This is a genomic window from Burkholderia ubonensis subsp. mesacidophila, assembly GCF_002097715.1.
GTDB classification, from domain to species: Bacteria; Pseudomonadota; Gammaproteobacteria; order Burkholderiales; family Burkholderiaceae; genus Burkholderia; species Burkholderia mesacidophila.
In genome coordinates this window covers 989,535-1,015,083 of sequence record NZ_CP020738.1, presented here as the reverse complement: position 1 = coordinate 1,015,083, position 25,549 = coordinate 989,535, and the positions used below count along the sequence as shown (strand labels likewise).

General features: G+C 69.5%; 26 protein-coding genes. 7 read left to right on the top strand and 19 right to left on the bottom strand.

Annotated features, from left to right (window positions below; translation table 11 throughout):
• Positions 1–76: 76 nt before the first annotated feature.
• The 8 genes from cpaB to B7P44_RS36580 form a co-directional block, all read right to left on the bottom strand.
• Complete coding sequence (cpaB, locus tag B7P44_RS22130; RefSeq protein WP_084908145.1) at positions 77–916, bottom strand: Flp pilus assembly protein CpaB; 840 nt, start codon at positions 914–916, stop codon at positions 77–79.
• 35 nt (positions 917–951) lie between these two features.
• A complete protein-coding gene (locus tag B7P44_RS22125; RefSeq protein WP_084908144.1) occupies positions 952–2,352 on the bottom strand; it encodes a DUF8689 domain-containing protein in 1,401 nt (466 codons plus the stop codon).
• Positions 2,353–2,392: 40 nt separating this feature from the next.
• Positions 2,393–2,932 (bottom strand): A24 family peptidase, encoded by a 540-nt coding sequence (locus B7P44_RS22120; RefSeq protein WP_084908143.1) that lies wholly within the window; start codon positions 2,930–2,932, stop codon positions 2,393–2,395.
• 37 nt (positions 2,933–2,969) lie between these two features.
• Entirely contained in the window at positions 2,970–3,152 is a 183-nt protein-coding gene (locus B7P44_RS22115) for a Flp family type IVb pilin (protein WP_084908142.1), read from the bottom strand.
• A gap of 111 nt (positions 3,153–3,263) precedes the next feature.
• On the bottom strand, positions 3,264–3,476 hold the full coding sequence (locus B7P44_RS22110) for a Flp family type IVb pilin (RefSeq protein ID WP_084909963.1): 213 nt from the start codon (positions 3,474–3,476) through the stop codon (positions 3,264–3,266).
• Between the two features lie 89 nt (positions 3,477–3,565).
• Positions 3,566–3,736, bottom strand: a complete 171-nt coding sequence (locus tag B7P44_RS22105; RefSeq protein ID WP_084908141.1) for a Flp family type IVb pilin — start codon at positions 3,734–3,736, stop codon at positions 3,566–3,568.
• An 84-nt stretch (positions 3,737–3,820) separates the two neighbouring features.
• Positions 3,821–4,054 carry a hypothetical protein gene (locus tag B7P44_RS22100; protein ID WP_231716811.1) on the bottom strand — a complete coding sequence of 78 codons (234 nt, stop codon included), beginning with the start codon at positions 4,052–4,054 and terminating at the stop codon, positions 3,821–3,823.
• A 396-nt stretch (positions 4,055–4,450) separates the two neighbouring features.
• A complete protein-coding gene (locus B7P44_RS36580; protein ID WP_133117878.1) occupies positions 4,451–4,630 on the bottom strand; it encodes a hypothetical protein in 180 nt (59 codons plus the stop codon).
• Positions 4,631–4,790: 160 nt separating this feature from the next.
• On the opposite strand from B7P44_RS36580, the gene B7P44_RS22095 reads away from it, so the two are divergent.
• From B7P44_RS22095 to B7P44_RS22080, 4 genes are all read left to right on the top strand, one after another.
• Entirely contained in the window at positions 4,791–6,029 is a 1,239-nt protein-coding gene (locus tag B7P44_RS22095) for a glycosyltransferase family 87 protein (RefSeq protein ID WP_084908139.1), read from the top strand.
• Positions 6,029–7,369, top strand: coding sequence for a glycosyltransferase family 87 protein (locus tag B7P44_RS22090; protein ID WP_084909962.1), 1,341 nt, complete (start codon positions 6,029–6,031; stop codon positions 7,367–7,369). Before B7P44_RS22095 ends, B7P44_RS22090 begins: the two co-directional genes overlap by 1 nt.
• Before the next feature lie 76 nt (positions 7,370–7,445).
• The gene (locus B7P44_RS22085; RefSeq protein WP_084908138.1) at positions 7,446–8,510 is read left to right on the top strand and encodes a glycosyltransferase family 2 protein; all 1,065 of its coding nucleotides are present in this window, start codon (positions 7,446–7,448) and stop codon (positions 8,508–8,510) included.
• Positions 8,511–8,532: 22 nt separating this feature from the next.
• On the top strand, positions 8,533–8,931 hold the full coding sequence (locus B7P44_RS22080) for a GtrA family protein (RefSeq protein WP_084908137.1): 399 nt from the start codon (positions 8,533–8,535) through the stop codon (positions 8,929–8,931).
• Positions 8,932–8,978: 47 nt separating this feature from the next.
• Here the strand turns inward: B7P44_RS22080 and B7P44_RS22075 are convergent, their stop codons facing one another.
• Together B7P44_RS22075 and B7P44_RS22070 are read right to left on the bottom strand one after the other, a co-directional pair.
• Positions 8,979–10,457, bottom strand: coding sequence for a sigma-54 dependent transcriptional regulator (locus B7P44_RS22075; RefSeq protein ID WP_084908136.1), 1,479 nt, complete (start codon positions 10,455–10,457; stop codon positions 8,979–8,981).
• Positions 10,458–10,949: 492 nt separating this feature from the next.
• On the bottom strand, positions 10,950–11,870 hold the full coding sequence (locus B7P44_RS22070; RefSeq protein WP_084908135.1) for a metal-dependent hydrolase: 921 nt from the start codon (positions 11,868–11,870) through the stop codon (positions 10,950–10,952).
• A gap of 501 nt (positions 11,871–12,371) precedes the next feature.
• On the opposite strand from B7P44_RS22070, the gene B7P44_RS22065 reads away from it, so the two are divergent.
• Together B7P44_RS22065 and B7P44_RS22060 are read left to right on the top strand one after the other, a co-directional pair.
• The gene (locus tag B7P44_RS22065) at positions 12,372–12,713 is read left to right on the top strand and encodes an FKBP-type peptidyl-prolyl cis-trans isomerase (protein ID WP_084908134.1); all 342 of its coding nucleotides are present in this window, start codon (positions 12,372–12,374) and stop codon (positions 12,711–12,713) included.
• Between the two features lie 32 nt (positions 12,714–12,745).
• A complete protein-coding gene (locus B7P44_RS22060) occupies positions 12,746–13,525 on the top strand; it encodes an AraC family transcriptional regulator (RefSeq protein WP_084908133.1) in 780 nt (259 codons plus the stop codon).
• Between the two features lie 198 nt (positions 13,526–13,723).
• Here B7P44_RS22060 and B7P44_RS22055 read toward each other — a convergent pair whose 3' ends face one another.
• Complete coding sequence (locus B7P44_RS22055; protein ID WP_084908132.1) at positions 13,724–14,188, bottom strand: winged helix-turn-helix transcriptional regulator; 465 nt, start codon at positions 14,186–14,188, stop codon at positions 13,724–13,726.
• Positions 14,189–14,287: 99 nt separating this feature from the next.
• Between B7P44_RS22055 and B7P44_RS22050 the strand changes: the two genes are divergently transcribed.
• Positions 14,288–15,514: an MFS transporter gene (locus B7P44_RS22050; protein WP_084908131.1), complete on the top strand. Its 1,227-nt coding sequence runs from the start codon at positions 14,288–14,290 to the stop codon at positions 15,512–15,514.
• 18 nt (positions 15,515–15,532) lie between these two features.
• Here B7P44_RS22050 and B7P44_RS22045 read toward each other — a convergent pair whose 3' ends face one another.
• From B7P44_RS22045 to B7P44_RS22010, 8 genes are all read right to left on the bottom strand, one after another.
• On the bottom strand, positions 15,533–16,696 hold the full coding sequence (locus B7P44_RS22045) for a glycosyltransferase family 4 protein (RefSeq protein ID WP_084908130.1): 1,164 nt from the start codon (positions 16,694–16,696) through the stop codon (positions 15,533–15,535).
• Positions 16,696–17,880: a glycosyltransferase family 4 protein gene (locus tag B7P44_RS22040; protein ID WP_084908129.1), complete on the bottom strand. Its 1,185-nt coding sequence runs from the start codon at positions 17,878–17,880 to the stop codon at positions 16,696–16,698. Before B7P44_RS22040 ends, B7P44_RS22045 begins: the two co-directional genes overlap by 1 nt.
• A complete protein-coding gene (locus B7P44_RS22035) occupies positions 17,877–19,343 on the bottom strand; it encodes an O-antigen ligase family protein (protein ID WP_084909961.1) in 1,467 nt (488 codons plus the stop codon). The genes B7P44_RS22040 and B7P44_RS22035 overlap by 4 nt, the downstream gene beginning before the upstream one ends.
• Positions 19,344–19,354: 11 nt before the next feature.
• The gene (locus B7P44_RS22030) at positions 19,355–20,494 is read right to left on the bottom strand and encodes a glycosyltransferase family 4 protein (protein ID WP_084908128.1); all 1,140 of its coding nucleotides are present in this window, start codon (positions 20,492–20,494) and stop codon (positions 19,355–19,357) included.
• Between the two features lie 127 nt (positions 20,495–20,621).
• Positions 20,622–21,581, bottom strand: coding sequence for a glycosyltransferase family 2 protein (locus B7P44_RS22025; RefSeq protein WP_084908127.1), 960 nt, complete (start codon positions 21,579–21,581; stop codon positions 20,622–20,624).
• A 19-nt stretch (positions 21,582–21,600) separates the two neighbouring features.
• A complete protein-coding gene (locus tag B7P44_RS22020) occupies positions 21,601–23,826 on the bottom strand; it encodes a polysaccharide biosynthesis tyrosine autokinase (RefSeq protein ID WP_084908126.1) in 2,226 nt (741 codons plus the stop codon).
• 93 nt (positions 23,827–23,919) lie between these two features.
• Positions 23,920–25,098, bottom strand: coding sequence for a polysaccharide biosynthesis/export family protein (locus B7P44_RS22015; RefSeq protein ID WP_084908125.1), 1,179 nt, complete (start codon positions 25,096–25,098; stop codon positions 23,920–23,922).
• Positions 25,092–25,535: a low molecular weight protein-tyrosine-phosphatase gene (locus B7P44_RS22010; protein ID WP_084908124.1), complete on the bottom strand. Its 444-nt coding sequence runs from the start codon at positions 25,533–25,535 to the stop codon at positions 25,092–25,094. Before B7P44_RS22010 ends, B7P44_RS22015 begins: the two co-directional genes overlap by 7 nt.
• Positions 25,536–25,549 lie beyond the last annotated feature (14 nt).

Genomic DNA, 25,549 nt, shown 5'->3' with positions numbered 1-25,549 from the left:
CGAAGCGCCGGGCTTGACTGTCAAAGGCCACCGCGTGCGGCCAGCGGCCTGGTTGCTATCCGTGTTGTTGATGTATTCAGAAGCATTCGAGACTGCCGGCCACGCCGGTCAGCACGCCGATGCAGTCGCGCCGCACCGCCGGCGCCGCATGCGACGCGACGTGCACGCGCACCGGCCGCGCACGGGCGGGCGCCGGCGGAGCCGACGGCGCCGCGGGCATGCCGAGCAGCGTGAGCTTGGTTGCGCCGTCGGTGTTCAGCGTCTGCTTGTCGACCTGGTTGCGCAGCACGAGCGACAGCGTGCCGACGCTGCGCGCGACGTCGAGCTTCTCCGCCTGTTCAGGCGACACTTCGAGCGTCACCGCGTTGACGACCTTCGGCTGCGTATCGTCGCGGCTGACCTGCTGCGCGACCGCCAGCACCAGGATGTGCTCGAGCACGATCTTCGAGATGCTCTGCTGGTTGTCGGTCTTGCCCGGCTCCTGGGTGTTGACGATCACGTCGACGTAGTTGCCCGGCAGCGCGAAGCCCGCGACGCCGACAACGTCGTTGACCCGCACCGTGATCGCGCGGTTGCCCGCGCCGATCACGGCGGACAGCCCGCCCTTCGTGCCGATCGGCGCGAGCTTCGCCTCGAGCACGGGCTCGCCGCGCGCAAGGCTCGTGCGCACGACGCGCCCTTCGAGCGACTTGGTGTCGGCGAACGTGCCCGGGGGCACGCTGCCCGACGGCCAGCTGACGGTGCGGATCTGGGCCGGCCCGATCGGCTCGCCCAGGTTGAGGTCGGTGGCCGCGACGGCAACTTGCGTCACGGCGCTGGTGGACGTTTGAACGAGCCACCGCGATGCGAACGCGACGGCGGCGAGACCGGCCACCATGGCGATGATCAGCATCGTGATTGCGCGAGTGTTTTTCATGGCAATGCTCCTCGACAGATCGTGAGTGAAACGGCTCAACCGGAAATCAGCGTGCGGCCCATCCGCTCGCCCGCGGGTGAATGCGGGCTGTCCCGCTCGGGGGCGGAGCCGAAGTAGCCGGCCCACGCCTCATGCAGCCCCTCCGGCGTGACTTCCATCGGATCGCCGCGATAGCGCGCCGACGCGGCGACGAGACGCAGCAGATCGCCCGGGAAGCAGGCGAGGAACGCCTTGCCGGTCGGCAGGTGCAGCTTGTGCGCGAGGTAGTCGAACGCGTCGTTGGCCGGCACGAGGCCGAGCGAGCGGCACATCGCGTCGAACACCGCGTGGTAGTCCTCGATCTCCATCGGCCCGACGTAGAGCTTCGAGCCGAGGCGGCGCAGGAATGCGTCGTCGCCGAACTGCGACGGCGCGATGTTGCTCGAGAACACCGGCCACACGTCGAACGGCACGACGAAGCGGTTGCCCGAGCCGAGCGTCAGCAGGTCGACGCCGCGATCGAGCGGCCGCAGCCAGCGGTTGAGCAGGTCGCGCGGCTCGACGCGCTGGCGGCCGAGGTCGTCGACGATGTACATGCCCATGTTGGCCTTCATGTGCGGCGGCGCCTGGTAGCAGCCGGACGTTTCGTCGTGGCGCAGGTCGAGCTCGTCGAGCGTCAGCTCGCCGCCCGACAGCACCATCGGGCGCTCGCACAGCCGCCAGCGGCGGTCGACCGACTGACCGTCCGGCTGCTGCGCCGCGTCGACGTGCACGAGCGGGTCGTAGATCTGGATGATTTCGCCGCCCGCGTAGATCGCGTACGGCACCGGCACGTCGCCGCGCATCAGCGTGCCGAGGCGCTCCGCGAGGAAGGTCTTGCCGCTGCCCGCGGGGCCATGGATCAGCAGCGGCCGGCCCGCGTTCAGCGACGCGGCGGCGGCATGGAGGAGCGACCGGTCGTACACGACGCCTTCGAACGCGGCCATCAGGTCGGCGCGCTCGATGCGCAGCTTGCGGACCGAATGGACTTCGACCATCTCGAGATACGCATCGAGCGTGACCGGCGCGGGGCCCGCGTAGTTGCTGCGCGCCTTCTCCTCGATCGCGAGCACGCGGCCGGCGTCGGTCAGGCGGAACGACACGTCGAGATCGGTCGTGCCGCGGTGCGTGATCTCGACGAGATGTTCGCGCACGAGGAACGCGAGCACGTCGTCGAGCACCGAGATCGGCAGGCAGTGCCGGTCGATCAGATCCGCGTACTCCGAGCGGCCGTGCATCAGCGTCGACTTGAGCACCAGGCCTGCTACGAACGTGTCCTTGAGCCCGGTATCCGCGAGCGTGCGCGGCGCGCGCGGCATGCGCGGCTGGAATTTCGTGTGCGACTCGCGCGACGGCGCCGGATCGGGCAGATGAGCGATCTGCGCGTCGCGTCTCGGCTCGTTGTGGTCTGCGTTCATGATCGCTCCGTGATCAGCATCGATTGCGCAGGCGGCCCGCTTACACGGCGGCCGCGAACAACATCCCCAGCGTGCCCGCGGCGATTGCGACGCCGTACGGCAACGCCCCCACCGACGCGACCTGCGCCGGCATGTCAGCCGCCATGCCCTGCTGCCTGAGCGCGCTGCGCGCGAGCAGGTAGCGGACGTTCGAGAACAGCTGTCGCGCGCGGCCTCGCCACAGCACCACCGCCAGCGCGCCGACGCCACCCGCGACGAAGGTCGCGAGCACGATCCAGACCGCGAGCGAGGGGCCGACCCAGGCGCCGATCGTCAGCATCAGCTTCACGTCGCCGGCCGCCATCCCGTGCATCAGGTACAGCGGCAGCAGCAGCGCGAGCCCGGTCGCGGCGCCGGCGAGCCATGCGAGCGCACCGGCCCAGGGCCCGAGCAGCACGCACTGCGCGGTCAGCGCACCGCCGAGCCCGACCGCGAGCAGCCGGTTCGGGATGCGACGGCACGTCAGGTCCGTGCTCGCCGCAACGATCACGAGCGTCGTGACGCACAGCGGAATCGGATGGGGCGGCATGACTGGCAACATGACTGGCCTCTTCGTGCGTGGGTTGGTTGATTCAGATTCAGGTCGCGGCCGTGATGCGCGCCGCAACGTCCTGGTACAGACCGCCGAGCGACGTGCCGAGCGTCATCACGGCAACGACGATGGCCATCGCGATCAGCGACGCCAGCAGCGCGTACTCGATCGCCGTGACTCCGCCCTCGTCGTCGATCCATCTCATTACCGCCTTGATTCCGGTTTGCATGGCGATCTCCGTTCGTTCCGTCCTCGGACCGTCGCACATGTGCGGCGTGTCTGCCGATACACGTCCGGGCAGGCCAGCCCGGACGCCAGACCGCGCGCCATGTCATGTGCGCTACAGTTCGTTGCCGATGGTCGTGAACACTCCGTTCAGGTCCTGGCCGACGAGCTGCACGGCGCCGATGATCACCACCGCGATCAACGCGGCGATCAGGCCGTACTCGATCGCCGTGACGCCGCTGTCGTCCCGAAGGAAATTCGAGCGGCAGACACGGGCCAGCAGCTGACGCAACCCGCTGGAGTGCTGCACAAGGACTGTCTGCTTCATGACATGCTCCTCATCGCGTACCGAAGACATCACCTGTTGGATAGAAGGAATGACGGGCGAATCAACCGTGAACTCGCCCGTCGGCGGGTTCACAGTTCGTTGCCGATCGTCGTAAAGACACCATTGAGATCCTGGCCGACGATCCGCACCGCGCCGATGATGACGACGGCAATCAATGCGGCGATCAGGCCGTACTCGATGGCGGTCACGCCGTCTTCGTCACGGACGAACTTCTGAACTTGTTGAACGAACTTGGACATGGCTTTTCTCCCTTCGGATAGCTAAACAAAACCCCTTGCCACCATTGACTCGGGGGACCTGCCTGCTGCTGGCACTGCAAAAAATCAGAACGTGAAGATCGGCCGCATCGGCACGGGCGCGCGGGCGCACATGCCCTTGCGGGCCGTTTCGACAGACGAGGAAATGCGGCTCGGGTGCGCATGCGTGGCGATCTGCCGGATGCGCTTGCCGCCCGAGGCGGACTGGAGGCCGGTCGACGCACGCCGGCCGGACGAATGAAGCGCAGTCGCACGGCGTTGTGCCGTTGCGCTGCGTTGGCGGCTCGCGAGCCGCGGCATGGCTTGGTCAATCATTTTTGTTACCCCCGACTTCGTTCCTGCGCTTTGTTCTGGCGACCGGACGATACCGGCGCCCCGCTGTTCAGACGGCGACTTGCCCAGTGAGACCGGATGCGGCGCTGTTCCGCCTGGCTCCGGACTCCAACCCCGTGGGCGGCGCCGGCGTCGATCCTGGTGTAGTCGATGTCTGGATCGGCCGGACGTCGCGTCGTCGACTTCCGCGAGTCAGCTATCGCAAAGAGCGGGCCAGCCTGCGCCGGATCCCGTCCGGACAAGGGGTTCGGGTCGAGCGGCTGGCGAACGGGGGTGGCGCGGCCTGCCGGAAGTTACGCTTCTGATACATCCGCGCCGCCGCGCGCGGCCGCGCAACCCGCGCAGAGCCCCGCCGGACAAGGCTCAAAAAATTTTCTCGGGATTTTCCCGGATCGCACCGGCCCCGCGGGCACGACGGCCCGTGTGCAGGTTTGCATCGGCCGGCCACGCGAAATGTTTCAGGTCCGCAACACCGAAGCCCGATTCGCCCCGTTCCGCACCCGCCGCCGGCCCGTTTTTGCCGGATTCTGCTTTTTTAAACACACGGTTAAACCTGGGGCGATTTGCATCGCCGGGCGTTTTTTTCTATCAATGGAATGGCCGGACGCTGCCAGAAAGCGAACACGCTTCGAAGTCCGTGCGAGACCACACGATACCAACCGGCTGCGTCGACGACGCAGCCCCCACCTGCAGGCGGGGCATCATGTACGTAGCAAATCGGGGAGCGCGCTGGCGCGCGCTGCGCAGCACACAGTGGCTGACGGCCGACCGGATCGTGCCGTACAGCTGCGCGATGCTGTTGCTCATCGCGCTCACGCTGGGCGCATGGGCCTGGACGACGCACGGCTTCAGCACCGACACATCGGTGCGCCCGGGCGTCGACTTCACGGTGTTCTGGACGGCCTCCGACCTGATCCTGCACGGACAGGTCGGCACGATCTACGACTTCAAGCTCTTCACGCAAGCCGAACAGCTGCGGTTCGGCGCGTACCTGCATCACGGTTTCCTGCCGTGGCTGTATCCGCCGACGATGCTGCTGTTCGTCGTGCCGCTCGCTTTCGTGCCGTTTCTGCCCGCATTCGTGCTCTTTTTCGCGGGCAGCTTTCTATGCTATGCGCGAGGCGTCGCCGCCCTGTCCGGGCTGCGCGCGCACCTCGCGCGACCGCGCGCCGTCGCGCTCGCGGTGCTGGCGTTCCCCGGCGTGTTCATCGCGATCGCGAGCGGCCAGAACGGCCTGCTCACCGCCGGCATCGCGGCGTTCGCGCTGCGCCATCTCGAACGGCGGCCGGTCGTCGCCGGCCTGCTCGTCAGCCTGCTCGCGATCAAGCCGCAACTCGCCGTGCTGTTTCCGCTCGTGCTGATCGCGACGCGCGCGTGGCGGGCGTTCGCCGCCGCCGCGGCCGGCACCGCGCTGTTCGCCGCGGCCAGCGTCGCGCTCGGCGGCGGCGCCGCGCTGCGCGGCTTCGCGAGCGGGATGTCGATGGCGCGCGAGATGATCGTCGAGTACGGCGCGACGTACTGGCAGGTGTCGCCGTCGCCGTTCGCGGCGCTGCGGCTCGCCGGCGCGACGCTGCCGGTCGCGTACGCGGCGCAGGCCGCGATCGCGCTGCTCGCCGCGACGGCCGCGGTCGCCGTGTGGCGCAACACGCGCGACATGCGCCTGCGCGGCGCGGCGCTCGCGACCGCGACGCTGCTGATGTCGCCGTACCTGTGGCATTACGAACTGCCGTGGCTCGGCATCGCGGTGTTCTGCGTCGTCGCCTACGGCCTCGACGAAGGCTGGCTGCCCGGCGACCAGCCCGTGGTCGTGCTGGCGTGGCTGCTGCCCGCGTTCGAGTTCGTCAACCGCCTGCTGCTGCTGCCGCAATTCGGCCCGGTCGTGCTGCTGAGCCTGCTGTTCGTCGTGTTGCGCCGCGCGTCGCTCGCGCCGGGAGCCGCATGATGCAGCTCCATCACTCCGGCCGCGACGCGCTGCCCGCCTTCGATGCGCATCCCGAACTGCCGGCGGCCGGCCCGCGCCGCCGGCCCCACTGGCTCACGCTGCGCCGCGTGCGCGCGTATGCGCACGTCGCGCTGTGCTGCTACCTGCTGTTCGCCGGGATCTACGTCGTGCGCCTGCTGGGCCCGCACGGCGACTCGCTGACACCGCCCGCGTCCGATTTCGCGCCGGCCTGGAGCGCCGCGTGGCTCGCCGCGCACGGGCACGCGCTCGACGCATGGCGCGGCGCGGCGCTGCGCGCGGTCGAGGCGCACGCGATTCCGTCGCTGCACGGCGCGTCGGCCGCGATGCCGTGGCTCTACCCGCCCGGCACACTGTGGATGGCGACGCCGCTCGGCTGGCTGCCCTACACGCTCGCGGCCATCCTGTGGCTCGGCGGCGCGTATGCGCTGTTCGTCGCCGTGAGCCGCCTGATCGTGCAGCGCCGGTCCGCAGCGCTGTGTGCGTGGGCGTTCCCCGGCGCGTTCCTCGCGACCCTCATCGGGCAGGACGCGCTCGTCACCGCGTCGCTCGCCGGTTTCGGGCTGTTGCTGCTGCAGCGGCGCCCGATCGCCGCCGGCATCTGCTTCGGGCTGCTGAGCATGAAGCCGCAGCTCGCCGCGCTGTTCCCGCTCGCGCTGCTGTGCGCCGCGCAATGGCGCGCGCTCGCCGCGTGGGCCGCGACCGTCGCCGGCATCGCCGCGCTCGCGACGCTCGCGCTCGGCCCGGACGCGTGGCTCGCGTTCGCGCAGGCGATCGACGACGCGCGCCGGGCGGCCGGCGCCGCCCCCACGCTGCTCGCACGCATGCCGACCGCGCAGGCGATGGCGGTGCTGGCCGGCTGGCCGCCGTTCGTCGCGCAGACGCTGCAGGCCGTGTCGATCGTGTGCGCGGCGGCGGCCGTCGTCTACGCGTGGCGCGGCAGCTGCACCTACGCGCTGCGCGCCGCGACGCTCGCCTGCGCGAGCCTGTTGGCCGGCCCGTCGCTGATCGACTGCGATCTCGCGTGGTACGGCATCGTGATCGCGTGGTACGCGCGTCACGCATTCGCGTTCGGCTGGCGGCGCTTCGACCGCGAATGGCTCGCGCTGATGTGGGCGGCGCCGCTGGCGAGCCTCGTCGTCGCGCATCTGCACGTGCAGTTCATGCCGCTCGTCACGGCCGTGTCGCTGCTGCTGCTCGTCGCGCGCATCGCGCACGAGCGCCACGACGCGCCATGCATGCCGGACGCGCACGACAGCGCGACCGACACCGATTTCACGCACGCCGTGCGGCCGCGCCACGCGGCGCCGCGGCTTCATTGACATTGATATTCATTCGACCGCCCGGCCGCTGCCGTTCGGCAGCCGGCACCGAAGCGGCAATCACAGGGGAAACGTCATGCGGGCTCACCTTCATACACCGCTCGTCTCGTTGGTCGTGCCGTTCTACAACGAAGGCGAGGCCGTCGGGCACTTCTTCGACGTCGTGATTCCGCTGATGGCGGGAATCGACGGGATTCGCTTCGAGATCGTGTGTGTCAACGACGGCAGCCGCGACGACACGCTCGACCGCCTGATCGCGATCGGCGCGAAGGACCGCCGCGTGCGCGTGATCGACCTGACGCGCAATTTTGGCAAGGAAGCGGCCCTCACGGCGGGTATCGACGAAGCGGTCGGCGACGCGGTGATTCCGATCGACGCGGACCTGCAGGACCCGCCGAGCCTGATCCCGGTGATGATCGAGCACTGGCGCAACGGCGCGGAAGTCGTCGCCGCGCGGCGCACCAACCGCGCTTGCGATTCGTTCGCGAAGCGGACCGCCGCGGGCCTCTACTACCGCGTGCACAACGCGCTGTCGGAAGTGAAGCTGCCGGAAAACGTCGGCGATTTCCGGCTGATGGACCGCCAGGTCGTCAACGCGCTGCGCAGCCTGCCGGAGCGGCGCCGCTTCATGAAGGGCCTGTTCGCGTGGGTGGGCTTTCGCACCGTGATCGTCGACTACGAGCGCGAGGCGCGCAGCGCCGGCAAGTCGAAGTTCTCCGGCTGGAAGCTGTGGAATTTCGCGCTCGAGGGCATCACGAGCTTCAGCACGGTGCCGCTGCGCAGCTGGACCTACATCGGGCTCGGCATCGCCGCGCTCGCGTTCGTGTATGGCTCGTTCATCGTCGCGCGCACGCTCATGTTCGGCAACCCGGTGCCCGGCTATGCGTCGCTGATCTCGGCGATGCTGTTCATCAGCGGCATCGAGCTGATCGGCATCGGCGTCGTCGGCGAATATATCGGCCGCATATACTACGAATCGAAGGAACGGCCCGTCTATCTCGTGCGCCGCCGCTACCAGGCGCGCAGCAAGGTGACGGCGCTGCCCGTGTCGCGCGACTCGCTGCGCCAGGCGGCGGCCGCCGCGCGGGCCGACCTTGCGCGCCGCCGCGCGATGACGCGTCAGCGCGTCGCCGCGCACTGAACGCCGCGCATCGAACACTGCCATGGAGCCCCAGGTGATTCGCGCCCTCTACGCCGCCGAACGCGCGCGGCTCGTCCGCTTCGGCGTGTCGGGCCTCTGCTCGACCGCGATCCACGCGCTCGTCGCGTCGGCGATGTTCGCGCTGGCCGATGCGACGCCCGTGACCGCGAACGCGGTCGCGTTCGTCTGCGCGACCGTGTTCTCGTATCTCGCCAACACGCTATGGAGTTTCTCGTCGACCGTGCAATGGAGCAACTTCGTGCGCTTCCTCGCGGTCGCGGTGTCCGGGCTCGTCGAGACGATGCTGCTCGCGCGCGGCACCGAGGCGCTCGGCCTCGCCGCCGGATGGAGCATCGTCGCGGTCGTGCTGTTCGTGCCGCCGGTCACGTTCGTGCTGCACCGGCTGTGGACTTATCGCTAGAGCCTGCATGCCCGATGCGCGCCGCCCGGCGTTGCCGCCGCAGCCGTTCAACCGACCCGGCGGTGGCTCTCGTCGCCTGACGGCGGCTCCGTCGGCGCGCCGCCGTTGCCGTTGTCGTGATCGCTCAGCCCGTGCTCGATCATCATCCGGTACAGCGTCACGCGCGAAATGCCGAGTTCGGCGGCCGCCTTGTTGATCCGGTGATCGTTGCGCAGCAGCGCGTTCTCGATCGCGGTGCGCTCCGCCAGCGCGCGCGCCTGCTCGAGCGTCACGGGCTCGGCATCGCCCGGGGCCTCGAGCCCGAGGTCGTGCGGCGTCAGCAGCCGGCTCTCGGCCATCACGATGCCGCGCCGCACGCGGTTGATCAGCTCGCGCACGTTGCCCGGCCACTCGTAGCGCCGCATCGCGTCGAGCGCGGCCGACGTGAAGCCGCTGATCTTGCGGCCGCTGTCCGCCTTGTATTTCTGCAGCACGAAATGCGCGAGGATGTCGATGTCCTTGCCGCGCGCGCGCAGCGGCGGCTCGTGGATGCGCAGCACGCACAGCCGGTGATAGAGGTCCGAGCGGAACCGCCCGGACTCGACCGCGCCGTCGAGATCCACGTGCGTCGCCGACACGATCCGCACGTCGACCGGAATCGATTCCTGGCCGCCGAGCCGTTCGATCTTGCCCTCCTGCAGGAAGCGCAGCATGCTCGCCTGGCTCTCGAGCGGCATGTCGCCGATCTCGTCGAGGAACAGCGTGCCGCCATCGGCCGACTCGATCCGCCCGGCGCGCCGCTGGCTCGCGCCGGTGAACGCGCCGCGCTCGTAGCCGAACAGCTCCGATTGCAGCAGGTGGTGCGGGATCGCGCCGCAGTTGATCGCGACGAACGGCCCCTTGGCGCGCGCGGAACGCTCGTGGATCGCGAGCGCGGTGAGCTCCTTGCCGGTGCCGGATTCGCCGGAGATGAACACGCTCGCGTCGGTCTTCGCGACCTTGCGGATCGTGCTGAACAGCTGCTGCATCGGCTCGCAGTTGCCGATCATCCCGTGCTCGCCGATCGCCGCCGCATAGGCCGCGCCGTCGACGCGATCGAGCGCCGCCATGCCGCGCGCATGGCCGAGCACGTGCGAGATCCATTCGTAGGGCAGCGGCAGCGTCACATAATCGAAACAATAGCTGCGGATCAGCTCGCGCACCGCCTGGCCGATCGTCACGCCGGCCTGCGCGACCGAGATCCAGCCGATCGCCGGCAGGCTCAGGCACGCCTTCAGCGCGGGGAAATCGCGCGACGTGAAGCCGGTGAAATCGATCAGCCCCGCCGCGACGCCCGCGCTGGACGTCATGTTCTGCGCGGCGCCGGCCGACTTCGCAATCGAGATCTCCCAGCCGAGCGAGCGCAGCTGCGCGAGCAGCGGCTCGTCGGGCGACTTCGCGATCACGAACAGCTTGCGCCCGGCCTCGGGCGCGGTGATGGATACCGGCGACGCGTCGGATGCAGCGGACGCCGCTCCCCTGGTTGCATCGGGTGACTTTGACACCATCGTTGTTCCCCGCTCTGCGTTGGTATCGCGCTTCGGCTCGCCGCCGTGGCGCGCGACAGACCAGACGATCGAACCGACATATTCGCCGTATTTCCGTCTGAATAAAATACCCCGGCGCGATAATTGCGTCGGTTCGAAGCCTGCCTTAAGCGGTATATCGGCGCCGGCACGGTGCGGCTAGATGGGTGTAATCCCGGTGGCACGGCCGCCGCAAAACGGGCTGGCGCCGCGCGCAGGCGGGCCGGGCATGGGGGTCGGAAACGAGTGCGGGGGCGCGGGGCCGGCAGCCGGCGCCGGCCGCGATACGCCGGGCATGGCGGCTGCTGCCGGGCATGCCCGGCCGGCAACCGTCGATTTCGGGTCTGATCCGGCGCATGCGAATGCGATCGGGGGCGGATCGCGACGATTGACCGAGGTCAATCGTCAGACGCAGCCGACTGATGTGCGGGCGCAACACGGCGCCCGCGGCGGTCCAGTGCCGGTCAATGCACGTCAGCGCCCGGACGTCAGCGGCGCGAGCGCGTTCGCGCGGCCACGGCCGGGCGAGGTGTCGTCGTGCTCCCCGTACGCGGCGACGAGCGCGTCGACGCGGGCGAGATGGTGGCGGTTGTCGTGATCCCACGGATGGAAACCGGGCCGCAGGAAGCTCAGCCATTCGCGCGCGATGCGCGGAAACAACCCGTGGCGCGGCCCGTACAGGAACGCGATCATGCTCAGCGTCCCGCGCACACGGTGGCGCCGGGCGGCGGGGTCGCGCCGCAGCAGCGCGCGGTGCATCAGGTACACCGTCGGCCAGAACGTCAGCGTCGTCGCAAGGAACACGCCGATGCGCACGAAGTAGCGCCACGGGCCCGGCTTCATCACCGTGTTCCACACATCGAACGACACCGACTTGTGCTCGGTTTCCTCGAGCGCATGCCAGACCCACATCTGCCGGTAGCCGTCGACCGAGCCGGCCAGCCGCGACGGGTCGCGCAGGATCCAGTCGGCGAGCATCGCGGTGAAATGCTCGGCGGCGACCGTGTGCGCAAGCTGCACCGAATGCGGCAGCGTGCGCTTCAGGTAGTCGAGCACCACCCAGACGCGCTTGTCGAGCTTGCGCGCCGGCAGCCGGTTCGCCTGCAGCAGCTCGTTGTATTCGACGTGCTCGCGCGTGTGCATCGCCTCCTGGCCGATGAAGCCGAGCACCTGGCGCTTGAGCACCGGATCGTCGATGCGGTCGCGGTAATGGCGCACCGAATCCATGAAGAAGCGCTCGCCCGCCGGAAACAGCAGCGACAGCGCGTTGAAGAAATGGGTGACGTGCGGCCCCTTGCCGTGCCAGTCCTTCGCGCGCTCGACCGGCAGGTCGAAACGCAGGTCGCGGCGCACCGGCATCACGTTGGCCGCGGTGGCGGAAGCGGCTGATTTCATGTTGGTTCGTCTCCTGTCCCATGCTTCGTGCACGGGTCTCGTGCCATGCCGTTCCAGGCCGGTCCACGATATCGAAAATCTTGACATTGACAAATGTAAAGATAGGTCGCGGCGACGCGCACACGCAAGCCGCGCGGTAGACGCGCGCTTCCAAACACCTTGCGGCGCAAACGACGAAAAAGACGGCGCCGAAACGGCGTGCATCGACCGTGGCATTCGAACGCGATCCGGCGTCGCCGGACGGCTCGCGCAGGCGCCGCAAGGGATGCACGCGCCCATGCGGAACCGGATTCATACGCGCGCCCCGGCCGTGCGCCGCGATGCGGGCCATGCGGCCGCCGATCGATCCGGATCGATTCAAACGGGCCCGTCGAGCGCCGTGCCGGCACACGGCGGCGAGGGAACCGCCGACCACGCACGGACGCCCTGCCCGCGCGCGCGGCGGCGCGGCGTCCGCTCGCCTACAATAGCGGTTTTACCCAACCCCATTCAGGAGCAGTCATGGCAGTCATCACGACCGAAACGGGCCTCAAGTACGAAGATCTCACCGAAGGCACCGGCGCCGAAGCGCAAGCGGGTCAGACGGTCAGCGTGCATTACACCGGCTGGCTGACCGACGGCCAGAAATTCGATTCGAGCAAGGATCGCAACGACCCGTTCGCGTTCGTGCTCGGCGGCGGCATGGTCATCAAGGGCTGGGACGAAGGCGTGCAGGGCATGAAGGTCGGCGGCGTGCGCCGCCTGACGATTCCGCCGCAACTCGGCTACGGTCCGCGCGGCGCGGGCGGCGTGATTCCGCCGAACGCGACGCTCGTGTTCGAGGTCGAGCTGCTCGACGTCTGACGCCCCACGCACCGCCATCCGCCGTCCGCCCGATGGAACGCGTCGCGTCCCCCACCGTTGCGCTGCGCCGCTACGATGCGTCGGAAGCGTCGGACCTGCACGACTTCCACCAGGTCGTGCTCGGCGTCGACGGCGCGATGGTGATGGCGGTGGACGGCGTCGGCCAGCGCATCGACCGGCATGCCGCGTGGCTGATTCCGGCCGGTTCACGCCACGATTACGCGGGCCTCGGCGAGAACCGCCAGCTCGTGCTCGACCTGCCCGCGTCGTCGCTCGCGGTGCCGCAGCGGCTGTTCGACGGCGCGCGCGCCGTGTCGATCGATCCGGGCCTGACGGCGCTGGTCGCGCGGGTCGCGGCCGCCGCCGCACAGCTCGACGATCCGGCCGGCGACGCGCAGCGCGCGGCCGCGCATCGTTTCCAGTGGCAGGCCGCCGCGCGGCTGTGCGGCGCACTGCTCGGCGACAGCGGCCTTGCAGCGGCAGCGCCCGCGGCGGGCCTCGATTTCGCGCGCATCGACCAGTGGCTGCGCGCGCGGCTCGCCGAGCCGCTGCGCATCGCCGATCTGGCCGCGCATTGCGGCTACGGAATGCGCCGGTTCCATCAGCTGTTCGTCGACGCGTTCGGCGAAACCCCGCACCGCTACCTGCAGCGGCTGCGTCTCGACGCGGCGGTGATCCTGCTCGCCGACGGCCGGCACCCGCTCGCGGACATCGCCGGGCAGGTCGGCTTCGCCGACCAGAGCGCGTTCACGCATGCGTTCACGAAGCGGTTCGGCGTCGCGCCGGGCCGCTGGCGCGGCGATCGTCATTGAGCGGCTGATTCGCGCGTTGGCGTGGCGTAGAAACTGCGGATAAATCGCGGCGCCTCGTTCTCCATCGACCCCGCCCCTGACGACGTATCGACACTTCGCGCCAGCGTGAAACTTCGTGCGTACGTGCGTCTTACGACATCGGCGCGACGACGACATTTCAGGTCAGCCGGGACCGCGACAGTCGATTTGACGACGATGTCATCGGGCCTGGCCGTCGCCGCCGACCTTCCTGACGACCGTCTCCGCCGCCTTCAGCGGCCGGCCGTCGTCGTGACGCAGCGCCAGCTTGCGGATCGCGCGGCCGGTGTTGCGGTCGACCAGCACCGAATGCGGCTCGCCGCGCGCGAACAGGTTCGCTTCGCCCCACTGGCGCAGCATCACGATCACCGGAAACAGCCCCTCGCCCTTCTTCGTCAGCGCGTACTCCTGGTACGCGGTGCCGTCCGACGCCGGCACGACCTCGAACACGCCGGCCTCCACCAGCATCCTGAGCCGGTCCGACAGGATGTTGCTCGCCACGCCGAGACTCGCGCGGAAATCGCCGAAGCGGCGCACGCCGTCGAACGCGTCGCGCACGATCAGGAGCGCCCACCGATCGCCGACGATGTCGGTCGCCCGCGCCACCGGGCATGGCGAATCCGCGAGACTTTTCTGCTTGGCCATCCGTTCCTCCGCTCACACGTCAACAAGTTGCATTTTAAAACTTCTTTTCCTACACTCACACCAGTTTTAAATTGCAACTACATTGCATGAGGAGCAACGATGGATACTTCCGTCACTTCAGCGACGGCCCGCCCCGCGCCCGACGACGCTGCCGCCGGCGCCCGCCTGTCGACCGCGCGCGTCGCGCTGCTGGCCGTCTGCTGCGCGGCGAGCGTCGCGAACGTCTACTACGCGCAGCCGCTGCTCGATTCGATCGCGCGCGACTTCGCGATTCCGCATGCCGAAGTCGGCGGCGTCATCACCGCGACGCAGCTCGGCTGCGCGCTCGCGCTGCTGTTCGTCGTGCCGCTCGGCGACCTGCTGAACCGCAAGCGGCTGCTCGCCGTGCAGCTGGCGCTGCTGGCGGCCGCGTGCATCGGCGTCGCCGCATCGTCGTCCCGCGTCGGGTTGCTGGCCGGCATGGCCGGCGTCGGGCTGCTCGGCACCGCGATGACCCAGGGCCTGATCGCCTGCGCGGCGGCGCTCGCGGGCGACGGCGAGCGCGGGCGCGTGGTCGGCGCCGCGCAGGGCGGCGTCGTGATCGGGCTGCTGATCGCGCGCTCGGTGGCCGGCCTCGTGACCGATCTCGCCGGCTGGCGCGCCGTCTATCTCGCGTCGGCGGCGATCGCGATCGCGATGGGGGTCGTGCTGTCGCGGCTGCTGCCCGACGCGCGCGCACCGCAAGCCCGCATCGGCTACGCGGCGTTGCTGGCATCGATGGGATCCTTGCTGCGCCGCGATCGCGTGCTGCAGGTGCGCGGCATGCTCGCGCTGCTGATGTTCGCGGCGTTCAGCATCTTCTGGAGCGCGCTGGTGCTGCCGCTCAGCGCGCCGCCGCATGCGATGTCGCATACGGCCATCGGCGCGTTCGGCCTCGTCGGCGCGTTGGGCGCGGCGGCCGCCGCGCGCGCGGGACGGCTCGCCGATCGCGGCCTCGGCCAGGCGACGACCGGCGCGGCGCTGGTGCTGCTCGTCGCGTCGTGGCTGCCGCTCGCGTTCACGACGTCGTCGCTTCCGCTGCTGATCGTCGGCATCGTGCTGCTCGACATCGGCGGGCAGGCGATTCACGTCGTCAACCAGAGCATGATTCTCGGCGCGCGCCCGGATGCGCACGCGCGCCTCGTCGGCTGCTACATGCTGTTCTATTCGGTCGGCAGCGGGCTCGGCGCGATCGCGTCGACGCTGGTGTATGCACGCGCCGGCTGGGCCGGCGTGTGCATGCTCGGTGCGGCGGTCAGCCTCGCCGCGCTCGCGTTCTGGGCGGCGACGCTGAAACGCGCGCGCTGACGACGCGCGCAGCGGCGCTCAACCGGCCTGGATCGCCTCGTCGTAGACGCCGGCGACGCGCCGCGCGATCACCGCGTTGTCGAAGTGATCGCGCGCATAGCGCTTGCACGCGCGTTCGTCCGGCAGCGTGATCGCGCCCGACAGCGCCGCGCCGAGCCCTTCCGCGATCGCGTCCGCGCCCGTCGACGGCAGCACCAGGTCGTCGGACAGCCCGGCGACCGCCTCCGGCAGCCCGCCGACCGGCGTGACCAGCACCGGCGTGCCGGACGCGAGCGATTCGACGGTGATCAGCCCGAAGCCTTCGAGCGCGACCGTCGGCACGACGCTGACCGTCGCCGCGCGATACAGCGTCGCGAGATGATGGTCGGGCACGAAGCCGAGCAGCTTCACGTTGTCCTGCAGCCCCGCCGCGTCGATCCGCTGCTGCAGCTCCTCGGCGAGCTTGCCCTTACCGGCGATCAGCAGCAGCACGTCCGGATGGCGGCGCTTGACGAGGCCGATCGCGTCGATCAGGTCCTCGAGCCCCATGCGCCGCACGAGCCGCCGCACCGCGAGCACGATCGGCCGGTCCTGCGGCAGCTGCAGCCGGTGCCGCGCCTCGGCGGGCGCGAGCGGCGTGTCGAACTGCGCGGTGTCGACGCAGCCCGGGATCACGCGCACGCGTTCCGGATCGATATCGTAGCGGCTCGTCAGGATCTGGCCGAACGCCTGCGACAGCACGATCAGCCGCGACGAGCGCACATACACGGCATGCTCGAGATAGCGCTTCGCGCGCTGCCCGAGCGACGCGGCGCCCTCGACCTGGCTCTCGTCGGCCCACGGCCCCTGGAAATGCGACACCTGCGGAATCCCGCGCGTGACGTCGAGGCCGGGGAACGTATAGAGCGCGAAATGCGACGAGATCACGTCGGGCCGCTCGGTGCGGATCACTTCGCGCAACGCGCGGCGCGCGGCCAGCATCCGGCGCGCGAGCGGCTGCTCGGCCGGGCCGAAGCCGCGGATCGCGCCGCCGGTGTCGTTCGCGACCTGCTCGGAACCCGCGACGAGCCCGCGCACCGTGACGCCCGCGCCGGGCAGCGCGCCGACGAGCGAGTAGTACATCCGGTCGAGGCCGCCTGCACGTTCGGGAAACCAGTGCATGCCGATCTGCAGCGATTTGATCGGCCGGGTGGAATGAGACATCACGATTGCTCCTGCGTGACCGCATGCTCGACGTGCCCGAAGGCGGTCGGCTGCGAGGGTTGGCCGATGCGCCGATAAAGCGCGACATACTGGGCGCCCATGTGCGCCCAGCCGAAACGGGACATCAGGTCGCGCGCCGCCGCGCCCATCGCGCGGCAGGCGTCGCGCGACGCGGCGAGCGCGCCGATCGCCTGCGCGAGCGCGGCCGGATCGTCGGGATCGTCGAGCACGATCCCGCACTCGCGCGTGATGATCTCGGCGCCGCCCGCGGTGCGCGCGGTGACGACCGGCAGGCCGGCCGCCATCGCCTCGAGCAGCGACAGGCTCATCGCCTCGTAGCGCGACGGAAACACGTACGCGTCGACCGAGCGCATCAGCGTCGGCATGTTCTTGACGAGCCCGAGGAAGTGCACGCGCTTGGCGATCCCTAGCGCGCGCGCCTCGTCCGGATACGGGCTGCCGGGCAGGTAGCCCGCGACCGCGAGATGCACGTTCTCCGGCAGCTTCGTCAGCGCCTTCAGCACGGTGCCGAGGTTCTTGCGCGGCGTGCGCAGGTCGCCGACGAACAGCAGCAGGAACGGATCGGCCGGCAGCGCGAACGCCGCGCGGTCGGGCTGCGCATCCGCGAACGCGCCGGCGTCGACGCCGTTGTAGATCACGCTGATCTTGCCGCCGTCGATGCCGAGCCCGCGGATCTCGTCGGCGACCTTCTGCGACACCGCGGTGATCGCGCGCGAGCGCCGGTACGCCCAGCGTTCGAGCGCGGTGTTCACGCGCGTGTAGACGTACTGGTAGGCGGACCACAGGCCCTTGGTCAGCCCGAACGGATAATACGGACTCTTGAACCAGCCGCCGTGCACGAAGTGCGCGGTGTTCACGTCGGCCTTGATCCACGAGATGAAGCCGTTGACGTGCAGCACGTCGTATTCGGCGCGATGCGCGCGCAGCCACCGCGCGCTCTTCAGCGCGAACACCTGCTGCTTGACGAGGTTCGACGGCCAGAAGCGGCCGACCTTCACGGGCACCCAGCGCACCCGGTGGTTCGCGAGCAGCTCGGGCGCGACGTGCGACGCGACGAGCGTCACCTCGTAGTCCTCGGCCAGCGCCGCGCGGGCGATCTCGTAGTTGACGCGGCCCTGCCCGTCGTTATGACGCACGACATGCGTGACGATCGCGATTCTCAATGGTCGGCTCCCGTTAAGGTCGCGGCGGACAACTGGCGCTGGGCCTTTTGCCAGTGCGCCGCGGAAAGAATCGAAAAAATGGCTGTGAACATCAGCAGGCCGCCCGTGCCGATCAGCGAATTCGTGAACACGAGCATCGCGAACGTCGACAGGCACAGGCTCAGGCAGGCGCCGACGAACTTGTCCTTGCGCAGCTTGAACGCCGCGCGCAGCGTGCGGCCGAACAGCATCGCGACGCCGGCGAGGTACAGCAGCGTGCCGGGCCAGCCGAGCACGAACGGCACGTTCATCACGCCGCTGTCGAAACTGCCGTACTTGCCGAGCTCGCCGCTGTCGCTCGACAGCTTGGTCGACGCGCCGGTCGCGCCCATCCCTTCGCCGGCCACGTCGGTGAACGCCGTTTGCGCGAAGGTCGCGTAGAACTTGTTGCGGTCGTCGTAGCTGCGGTCGTCCTTCAGGTTCGTGATCGACTGCAGGCGCGCGCCGAGGCGGTCGGCCACCGGCCCGACGGTCAGCAGCGGCACGCACAGGCCGACCAGCACGACGCCGCTGATGAGGATCCGCATCCGCACGCGGTTGCTCGACTGCACGAGCTGGATCGCGAGCGCGATCACCCAGCCGCCCCACGTCGAACGCACCAGACACAGCGCGAACGAGATGAAGCCGGCCGCCCCCGCGAACCAGCGGATCTTCTGCGGCGCCGCGAACACGAACACCAGCGCGCCCATGATCGCGAACGCGAACGGCCCGGACGAGTTCATCGTGCTGAATACCCGCACGCCATACGGCACGGGCTCGCCCTGCGAACCCATCTGCGAGCCGATCATCCACAGCACGTCCCACTGCGGCATCAGGAAGTACTGCACGACGCCGTATGCGCCCATCACGAGCATGCCCCACATGAACGTGGACAGCAGCACGTCGCGGTACTCGGGGTAGTCGCGCGCATTGACCATGATGTGAAAGCCGATCAGCACCGGGTACACCCAGTTCGCGAGGTCGTAGGTCGCGGCCATCACGCCGCTCGACACGACGCCGACCAGATACGCGTAGGTCAGCCCGAACAGCATCAGCAGCACGGGAATCCCGCGCCGCTGCGCGAGCACGCGGTAATGCCTGAGCAACCCGAACCCGGCGATCATCGTCACCGCGAGCGGCGCGACCTGGATCAGGCTGGTCGGCGTGAACGCGCCCTTCGACCAGTCGGCCAGCCGCCGCACCTCGGGGCTCAGGAACCACACCCACCACATGAAGCCGACATAGCGCGCCGGGCTCTTGAAATACAGCCAGATGCCGACCGCGATGGCCAGCACCGGAAACGCGAGCGTCAGCACCTTGCCCTGGTGCGCGGCGATCAGCGCGGCCGTGACGGTCCACAGCCCGGCCTGCCCGGCCCAGTGCTTCGGGTCGGCAAGCCAGCGGTGCGCGCGGGACGGTTCGTCGGCGGCGATCGATGTACTCATCGCACCCGTGCTCATCGCGACGACGACGGACGGGAATCCGCGAGCGGCAGCGCCAGGCCGGCCGCCGCCGGCGTGCGGCGCTGGCGCAGCAGCTCGCGCGTGATCCGCACGTGCTGCGCGGCGAACGCCTGCGTCGTCAGGTCACGCTCGCGCAAGCGCGCCGCCGCGGCCTGCGCGGTCGCAAGCGCGCGGCGCGGGTCCGCCGCCAGGCCATCGGCCGCCTGGCGCATCGCCCGCGCGTCGAACGGCGGCACGTAGGCGGCCGTGTCGTGCGGGAAGTAGTCGCGCAGCCCGCCGACGTCGGACACGATCATCGGCTTGCCGAGCGCGGCCGCCTCGAGCATCACCGTGATGCCCGACGCATGGAAGTTCGGCCGCAGCGGCACGACGATCACGTCGGCCCACGCATACAGCTCGTGCTGCTTCGCGAGCCCGGACGCCGAGCCGATCTTCACGTTCGGCGCATGCCATTCGCGCGGCACGCGCCGGCGCGTCGCAAGCCGCACGTCGTAGCGCTCGTCGCCGCCGAACGCGGCGAGGAAGGTTCGCCAGTCGCGATCGCGGTCGTTGCCGATCGCCGCGATGCGCAGCGGCCGGCTCGGCGTCCACTGCCGCGGCTCGACGATCGGGAAATCCTGCGTGCTGAGCCCGTAATAAACGAACTGCGCATCGCGCCGCAGGTAGCGGCGGCACAGCTCCGCGTTGTCGCGCGCGAGCGTCGTCAGCACGTCGGCGCGCGCGAGCAGCTTGCGATACAGCCAGCGGCGCAGGCGGCCGTAGCCGCCCCACCTGTCGTACAGCCACACGCTCTGCGCGAGCAGCAGCGGGCGCCTGCCCTGCTGGCCCGCCAGCTTCAGGATCAGCGACGCGGCGAGGTGTTCCTGCTCCGTGTGCGTCCAGATCACGTCGGTGTTGAGCAGCGCGGCGCGGTTGCGCCACGCATGCACGACGTCGAAGCCGAGCGCCGCCTTCAGCGCGCGGCGCGCGACGCTGACGACGCGGTTCTCGCGCGCGTCCTGCGAATAGGTCAGCGTGAATTCGTCCGATTCGGCGTGGTGATAGCCGTACAGGCAGCCGATGTCGTCACCTTTGCGGTACGTGCGCGGATCGGCGCCGTAAAACAGATGGACGTGCACTTTCGTCGCAGTCATGTCAGCCTCCGCCGGGCCGCCCCAAGGAGTCTGACCGCCCCCTCGGGGGGCAGCGAACGCAGTGAGCGTGGGGGTCGTTTCAATTCAAGTCCTCCGGGTTTGGCCGCGCGAGACGCGCGCGGGCCGTTCAAGACGTCACCGGCGGCATCGCCGCGCGGTGGGAGGCCAGGGTCGCGCGGCGGGCGTCGCGTGCGCCGCGGCGCACCGCGCGCCAGTGGTCGCGCACGCGGTCGCGCTGCGCGCCGGGCAGCGCCAGCAGCAGGTGCGCAAGCCCCGGATAGACGCGGGTGCCGACCAGCATCCACCACCACCACGCGATCTCGCGCCGGATCGGCGGCAGATGCTCGCGCAGCGTCAGATGCAGGTTGTACGCGCCGTTGCTGATCGCGTTCAGGGATGCGGCATCGCGCCGGTCATCGTCGAAGCGCTCGGCCGGAAAGTGATCGACCGCGATCGCCGGGTCGTAGACGAGTTTCCAGCCGTCGCGCTGCACGCGCATGCTGAATGCGGTGTCGTTGTGGGTTTGCGCGCCGGCGCCGCGCAGCCGCGTATCGAAGCGCAGCCGCTCGATCGCCGCGCGCCGGTAGCTCATGTTCGCGCCCTTCAGCGTGTCGACCTCGCGCATGCCGCCGACGCCGAGATGATGATTGCCGATGATCTTGCCGGACAGCGTGAGCTGGCCGACGAGCTCGCGCGATTCGTCGAGCAGGCGGCCTTTCTCGTGCACCCAGTCGCGCCCGCCGACCGCGCCGACGCGCGGATCGGCCAGGAACGCGGCTTCGATGCGCGCGAGCCAGTCGGGATGCGGCGCGGCATCGTCGTCGGTGATCGCGACGATATCGCCGTGCACCGAGTCGAGCCCCTTGTTCAGCGCGGCGACCTGCCCCGGCACGTCGACCGGCACGACGCGCAGCGGCAGCATGCCGCCGACCGCCGGGTCGGCGAGGCGCTCGTGCGTCGCGTCGTCTTCCGGGCGCGCGACGACGATCACCTCGTCGGGCAGGCGCGCCTGGCGCTGCAGCGCATACAGGCAGCGTGCGAGATCGGCCGGGCGCCGGTAGGTCGGGACGAGCACGGAAATTTTCATCGTCGATCGCTCCATCCGGTCAGGCGCTCAGGTATTCATGCACGGCCGCATAGCCGCGGCCATAGCCGCGCGACTTCGGCGGCACGCCGTTGAAGATGCCGCCCTGCAGGTCGACGCCCGCGGTGCGCAGCCGCTTGATCGCATCGCCGATCTCGCCTTCGGTATGCATGCCCGAGCGCAGCACGAGGAACGTCGAGCCCGCCATGCGGCCGAAGATCGTCGCGTCGGTCACGGCCAGCACCGGCGGCGAATCGACCAGCACCACGTCGTAGCGCTTGCCGAGGCCTTCCAGGTACTGCGGCAGGCGCGACGACATCAGCAGCTCCGACGGGTTCGGCGGACGCGTGCCGGCCGGGATGAACGACAGGCCCTGCACCGGCGTCTCGCGGATCGCATCCTCGATCGCCGACTGGTCGCTCAGCAGCTCGGACAGGCCCGGCTGCGACGCGAGGCCGAAATAGCGGTCGAGCAGGCCGCGGCGCATGTCGGCGTCGACCAGCAGCACGCGCTTGCCGGAGTGCGCGAGCAGCACCGCGAGGTTGACCGCGAGGAAGCTCTTGCCGATGCCCGGCGTCGGGCCGGTCAGCACGATCACGCGGTTCTTCGCGTCCATCAGCGCGAACTGCATCGCGGTACGCAGGCTGCGCAGGCTCTCGACGCTCGGGTCCTTCGGACGCAGGCTCGCGAGGATCGACCGCGCGCGGCTGCCGCTCTTCTCGGCCTGCGCGTCGAGGCGCAGCTGCTCGGCGCTTTCCGGCACGAGCCCGTACAGCGGCAGGTTGAACATGCGCTCGACGCGGTCCGGATCCTCGATGCCCTGGAACATGTTGCGGCGCAGGAACACGATGCCCGTGCCGAGGATCAGCCCGAGGAACACCGCGGCCGACAGGATCAGCACCTTCTTCGGCTTGACCGGGGCGCCCGGACGCAGCGCCGAGTCGATCAGGTGGATGTTGCCGCCCGTCCCCGCCTTCTGCACCGACAGTTCCTGCACGCGGTTCAGCAGCAGCACGTAGATGTCCTCGGCCACCTTCGCGTCGCGCTGCAGCTGGACCGCCTTCACCTCGGTCGCCGGCAGGCTGCGGAAGCGGTTCGAGAACTTGTCCTTCTCGGCCTGCAACTGGCCGAGCTGCTGCTTCGCGGCGATCACCATCGGATGCGAATCGGTGAAGCGCTGCGCGAGCGACGCGAGCTGCAGGCGCTGCGCGGCGATCTGCTGCTCGTACTGCACGCTGCCCTCGAGGTAGACCTTCGCCTCGTCGCTCGCGTTGATCGAGCCGGACGTGCGCTGGTACTGGGTCAGCGCGGCCTCGGCGCGCTCGAGGTCCGCCTTCAGGCGCGGTTCCTCGCCCTTCAGGAAGTCGAGCATCTTGGTCGCCTCGGCCTGCTTCGCGACCACGTGCTGGTTCAGGTACGACTGCGCGAGCGCGTTGGCGATCGCCGCCGTCTGCTCCGGGTCCTGGCCTTCGAGCGAGATCTGCACGACGCCGGTCTGCTTGCCCTGCTCGGTCACCTGGATGCCGGTCTGGAACCCGGTGATCGCGTCGAGGTCGTTGTACCGGACCACCGTGAACTGCGTGCCCGGGCGCGCGGTCAGCTTCGACACCATCAGCGTCACGCCGCCGCCCTGCTCGGCCTCGCCGACGCGGCCGGAGAGGATCCGGCCGCCGTTCTCGTCGGCGAGCGTGTAGCTGCCGTTCGGCCCCGCGGTCAGCGTCAGCTTCTTGCCTTCGAGCGCCGGCACGACGTTGACCGTGTCGATGTCGGCGATCTCGCCGCCCCACGCGTACGACTTCAGGCCGAGCCACGGCCTGGCCGGTTCGCCCGGCGTCGCGAGGCGCGCGGCCAGGCTGCCGAGCAGCGGAATCGTCTTCGGCGTCACCGAGAAGTTCAGCTTGAACTGCTCGACCACCGGCGCGACGACGCCGCGGCTCTTGATGATCTCGATTTCCGCGTCGGTCGGCGCCTGCTGCGGGCCGCTGTTGATGACGGCGCCCGTCTGCGTCTGCGTGAGCGCCTGCGACGTGTTGTCGTTGCCCTCGACCCGCACGTGCACGTCGGCCTGGTACACCGGCTTCGCGATGAAGCAGTAGAGGCCGGCGAGCGCGACGACGGTCACCGCGATGCCGAGCAGCGTCCAGAAATCGTCGAAGATCACCTGGATCAACTGACCGAGCACGACGTCTTCTTCCTCGGTCTTCGCGGTCATGCCCGCGTAGGATTGTTTCGCTTGCGTGTTCACCATACGTTCCCGCTTGAGTTGGGCCGGGGCGATGACGCCGCCCCGGCGGTGGGTGCGCCGCCGGGATGCTTCCCCGGCGCGCCGTCCCACGATTCGTCAACGCACGATCTGCCTCATGTAGAAGATCGTCTGGATCGTCGGCAGCACCTGCTGCAGCACGCGGTTGAACTGCACCGAACCCGCCGTGTCGACGTACACGACATCGAGCGGCTGCAGCTGGAAGCGGCTCGACAGCATCAGCGCGTCAGGCTGCGTCATGTCGAGCCGGAACACTTCCGGTTTGGTCGGGTTGTCGCGCGTGCCGCGCATCACGTAGATCTTGCGCGGGTTCGCGTCGGTATCGAGGATGCCGCCGCCCGACGTCAGCGCGTCGGCGATCGTCAGCTTGCCCTTCATCATCGGCACCGCGACCGGCGTCTTCACTTCGCCCATGATGTACACGCGGCTGTCGCTGCGGTCCGGCACGTTGACGATGTCGCCCGGCTGCAGCATCACGTTCTGCGACACCTCGCCGCGATCGAGCACGCCGTTCGCGTCGAGCGTGTAGAACTTGCCGTCGCGCGTCAGGCGCACGCGCTGCAGGTCGGCCTCGGTGGTCGAGCCGCCCGAGCGCGAGATCGCGTCGACGAGCGTGAGCGGCACGTCGCTCACCGCGAGCGGGCCCGGCTGCTTCACCTCGCCGGTGACCTGCACCTTCTGGCTGCGGAACGACAGCACGCGCACGTCGATCTGCGGATTCTTCACGTAGCGCGCGAGGCTCGTGGCCAGCTCTTCGCGCACCTGCGCGATCGTCTTGCCCGCCGCGCGGATGCGGCCGACGAACGGGAAGAAGATCGTGCCGTCCGCGCCGACCGTCTGGCCGTACGGATCGGCCTGGCCCGGCAGCGCCGTCGTATACGGCTGCTGCAGCGCGCCGGCGACCGTCTGCGTCGTGTTGCCGCCGCTCGAGAACGACTGGCCCTGCGGCGTCGTCAGCTCGGGGTGGTCCCACACCGTCACGCCGAGGATGTCCTGCGGCCCGATGCGGTACACGTATTGCGACGGGTCCGTGAAGCGCGACGGCGGCAGCGGATGCGACACGCGCTGCTGCTGGAGCTGGTCCATGATCAGCTTCGCGTCGATGTAGTGGACCGTGTAGGTCTCGGACGGTTGCGCGCGCTCTTCTTCCTTCAGGCGCGACGCATCGAGGTAGTTGCCCGGCGCGGTTGCGCAGGCCGACAGGAACGTCGTCAGCGCAACGGCAAGCGCCACGGGGCGCAGCGTACGATTCAGCATAGTTTTTGCAGCCATCCTTGAACCAGACGTTCGATCAATGTGTAGCTTCGGCGATAGCCGGCTTCGGAGCCGCCATGCGGATCGGCGATCTCGGCGTCTTCCCACTTGCCGAGCAGATGCACCTTGCCGCGCGAGAACCGGTCGATCGACTCGACCGCCGCGATCTGCGGGCGCTCGCTGACGAGGATCAGGTCGGCGTCGCGCACGAGGTCGCGGGACAGGCGCCGCGAGCGATGCGTCGTCGCGTCGACGCCGCGCTCGGCGAGCAGCCGGCACATCACCGGATCGATGCCGTCGCCGACGTTCGCATCGACGCCCGCCGAGTGGAATGCCACACGCGGCCCGCCGCGCGTGGCGGCATGCGACTTGAACAGCAGCTCCGCCGCCGGACTGCGGCAGACGTTGGCGTGGCAGACGATCAGGATGTTTCGGAACATGGCGTATGACCGGC

Excerpts from the sequence above, each read along its gene's own strand:
- cpaB (WP_084908145.1), bottom strand. The coding sequence starts at position 916 with ATGAAAAACACTCGCGCAATCACGATGCTGATCATCGCCATGGTGGCC.
- B7P44_RS22125 (WP_084908144.1), bottom strand. The coding sequence starts at position 2,352 with ATGAACGCAGACCACAACGAGCCGAGACGCGACGCGCAGATCGCTCAT.
- B7P44_RS22120 (WP_084908143.1), bottom strand. The coding sequence starts at position 2,932 with ATGTTGCCAGTCATGCCGCCCCATCCGATTCCGCTGTGCGTCACGACG.
- B7P44_RS22115 (WP_084908142.1), bottom strand. The coding sequence starts at position 3,152 with ATGCAAACCGGAATCAAGGCGGTAATGAGATGGATCGACGACGAGGGC.
- B7P44_RS22110 (WP_084909963.1), bottom strand. The coding sequence starts at position 3,476 with ATGAAGCAGACAGTCCTTGTGCAGCACTCCAGCGGGTTGCGTCAGCTG.
- B7P44_RS22105 (WP_084908141.1), bottom strand. The coding sequence starts at position 3,736 with ATGTCCAAGTTCGTTCAACAAGTTCAGAAGTTCGTCCGTGACGAAGAC.
- B7P44_RS22100 (WP_231716811.1), bottom strand. The coding sequence starts at position 4,054 with ATGCCGCGGCTCGCGAGCCGCCAACGCAGCGCAACGGCACAACGCCGT.
- B7P44_RS22095 (WP_084908139.1), top strand. The coding sequence starts at position 4,791 with ATGTACGTAGCAAATCGGGGAGCGCGCTGGCGCGCGCTGCGCAGCACA.
- B7P44_RS22090 (WP_084909962.1), top strand. The coding sequence starts at position 6,029 with ATGCAGCTCCATCACTCCGGCCGCGACGCGCTGCCCGCCTTCGATGCG.
- B7P44_RS22085 (WP_084908138.1), top strand. The coding sequence starts at position 7,446 with ATGCGGGCTCACCTTCATACACCGCTCGTCTCGTTGGTCGTGCCGTTC.
- B7P44_RS22080 (WP_084908137.1), top strand. The coding sequence starts at position 8,533 with ATGGAGCCCCAGGTGATTCGCGCCCTCTACGCCGCCGAACGCGCGCGG.
- B7P44_RS22075 (WP_084908136.1), bottom strand. The coding sequence starts at position 10,457 with ATGGTGTCAAAGTCACCCGATGCAACCAGGGGAGCGGCGTCCGCTGCA.
- B7P44_RS22070 (WP_084908135.1), bottom strand. The coding sequence starts at position 11,870 with ATGAAATCAGCCGCTTCCGCCACCGCGGCCAACGTGATGCCGGTGCGC.
- B7P44_RS22065 (WP_084908134.1), top strand. The coding sequence starts at position 12,372 with ATGGCAGTCATCACGACCGAAACGGGCCTCAAGTACGAAGATCTCACC.
- B7P44_RS22060 (WP_084908133.1), top strand. The coding sequence starts at position 12,746 with ATGGAACGCGTCGCGTCCCCCACCGTTGCGCTGCGCCGCTACGATGCG.
- B7P44_RS22055 (WP_084908132.1), bottom strand. The coding sequence starts at position 14,188 with ATGGCCAAGCAGAAAAGTCTCGCGGATTCGCCATGCCCGGTGGCGCGG.
- B7P44_RS22050 (WP_084908131.1), top strand. The coding sequence starts at position 14,288 with ATGGATACTTCCGTCACTTCAGCGACGGCCCGCCCCGCGCCCGACGAC.
- B7P44_RS22045 (WP_084908130.1), bottom strand. The coding sequence starts at position 16,696 with ATGTCTCATTCCACCCGGCCGATCAAATCGCTGCAGATCGGCATGCAC.
- B7P44_RS22035 (WP_084909961.1), bottom strand. The coding sequence starts at position 19,343 with ATGAGTACATCGATCGCCGCCGACGAACCGTCCCGCGCGCACCGCTGG.
- B7P44_RS22030 (WP_084908128.1), bottom strand. The coding sequence starts at position 20,494 with ATGACTGCGACGAAAGTGCACGTCCATCTGTTTTACGGCGCCGATCCG.
- B7P44_RS22025 (WP_084908127.1), bottom strand. The coding sequence starts at position 21,581 with ATGAAAATTTCCGTGCTCGTCCCGACCTACCGGCGCCCGGCCGATCTC.
- B7P44_RS22020 (WP_084908126.1), bottom strand. The coding sequence starts at position 23,826 with ATGGTGAACACGCAAGCGAAACAATCCTACGCGGGCATGACCGCGAAG.
- B7P44_RS22015 (WP_084908125.1), bottom strand. The coding sequence starts at position 25,098 with ATGCTGAATCGTACGCTGCGCCCCGTGGCGCTTGCCGTTGCGCTGACG.
- B7P44_RS22010 (WP_084908124.1), bottom strand. The coding sequence starts at position 25,535 with ATGTTCCGAAACATCCTGATCGTCTGCCACGCCAACGTCTGCCGCAGT.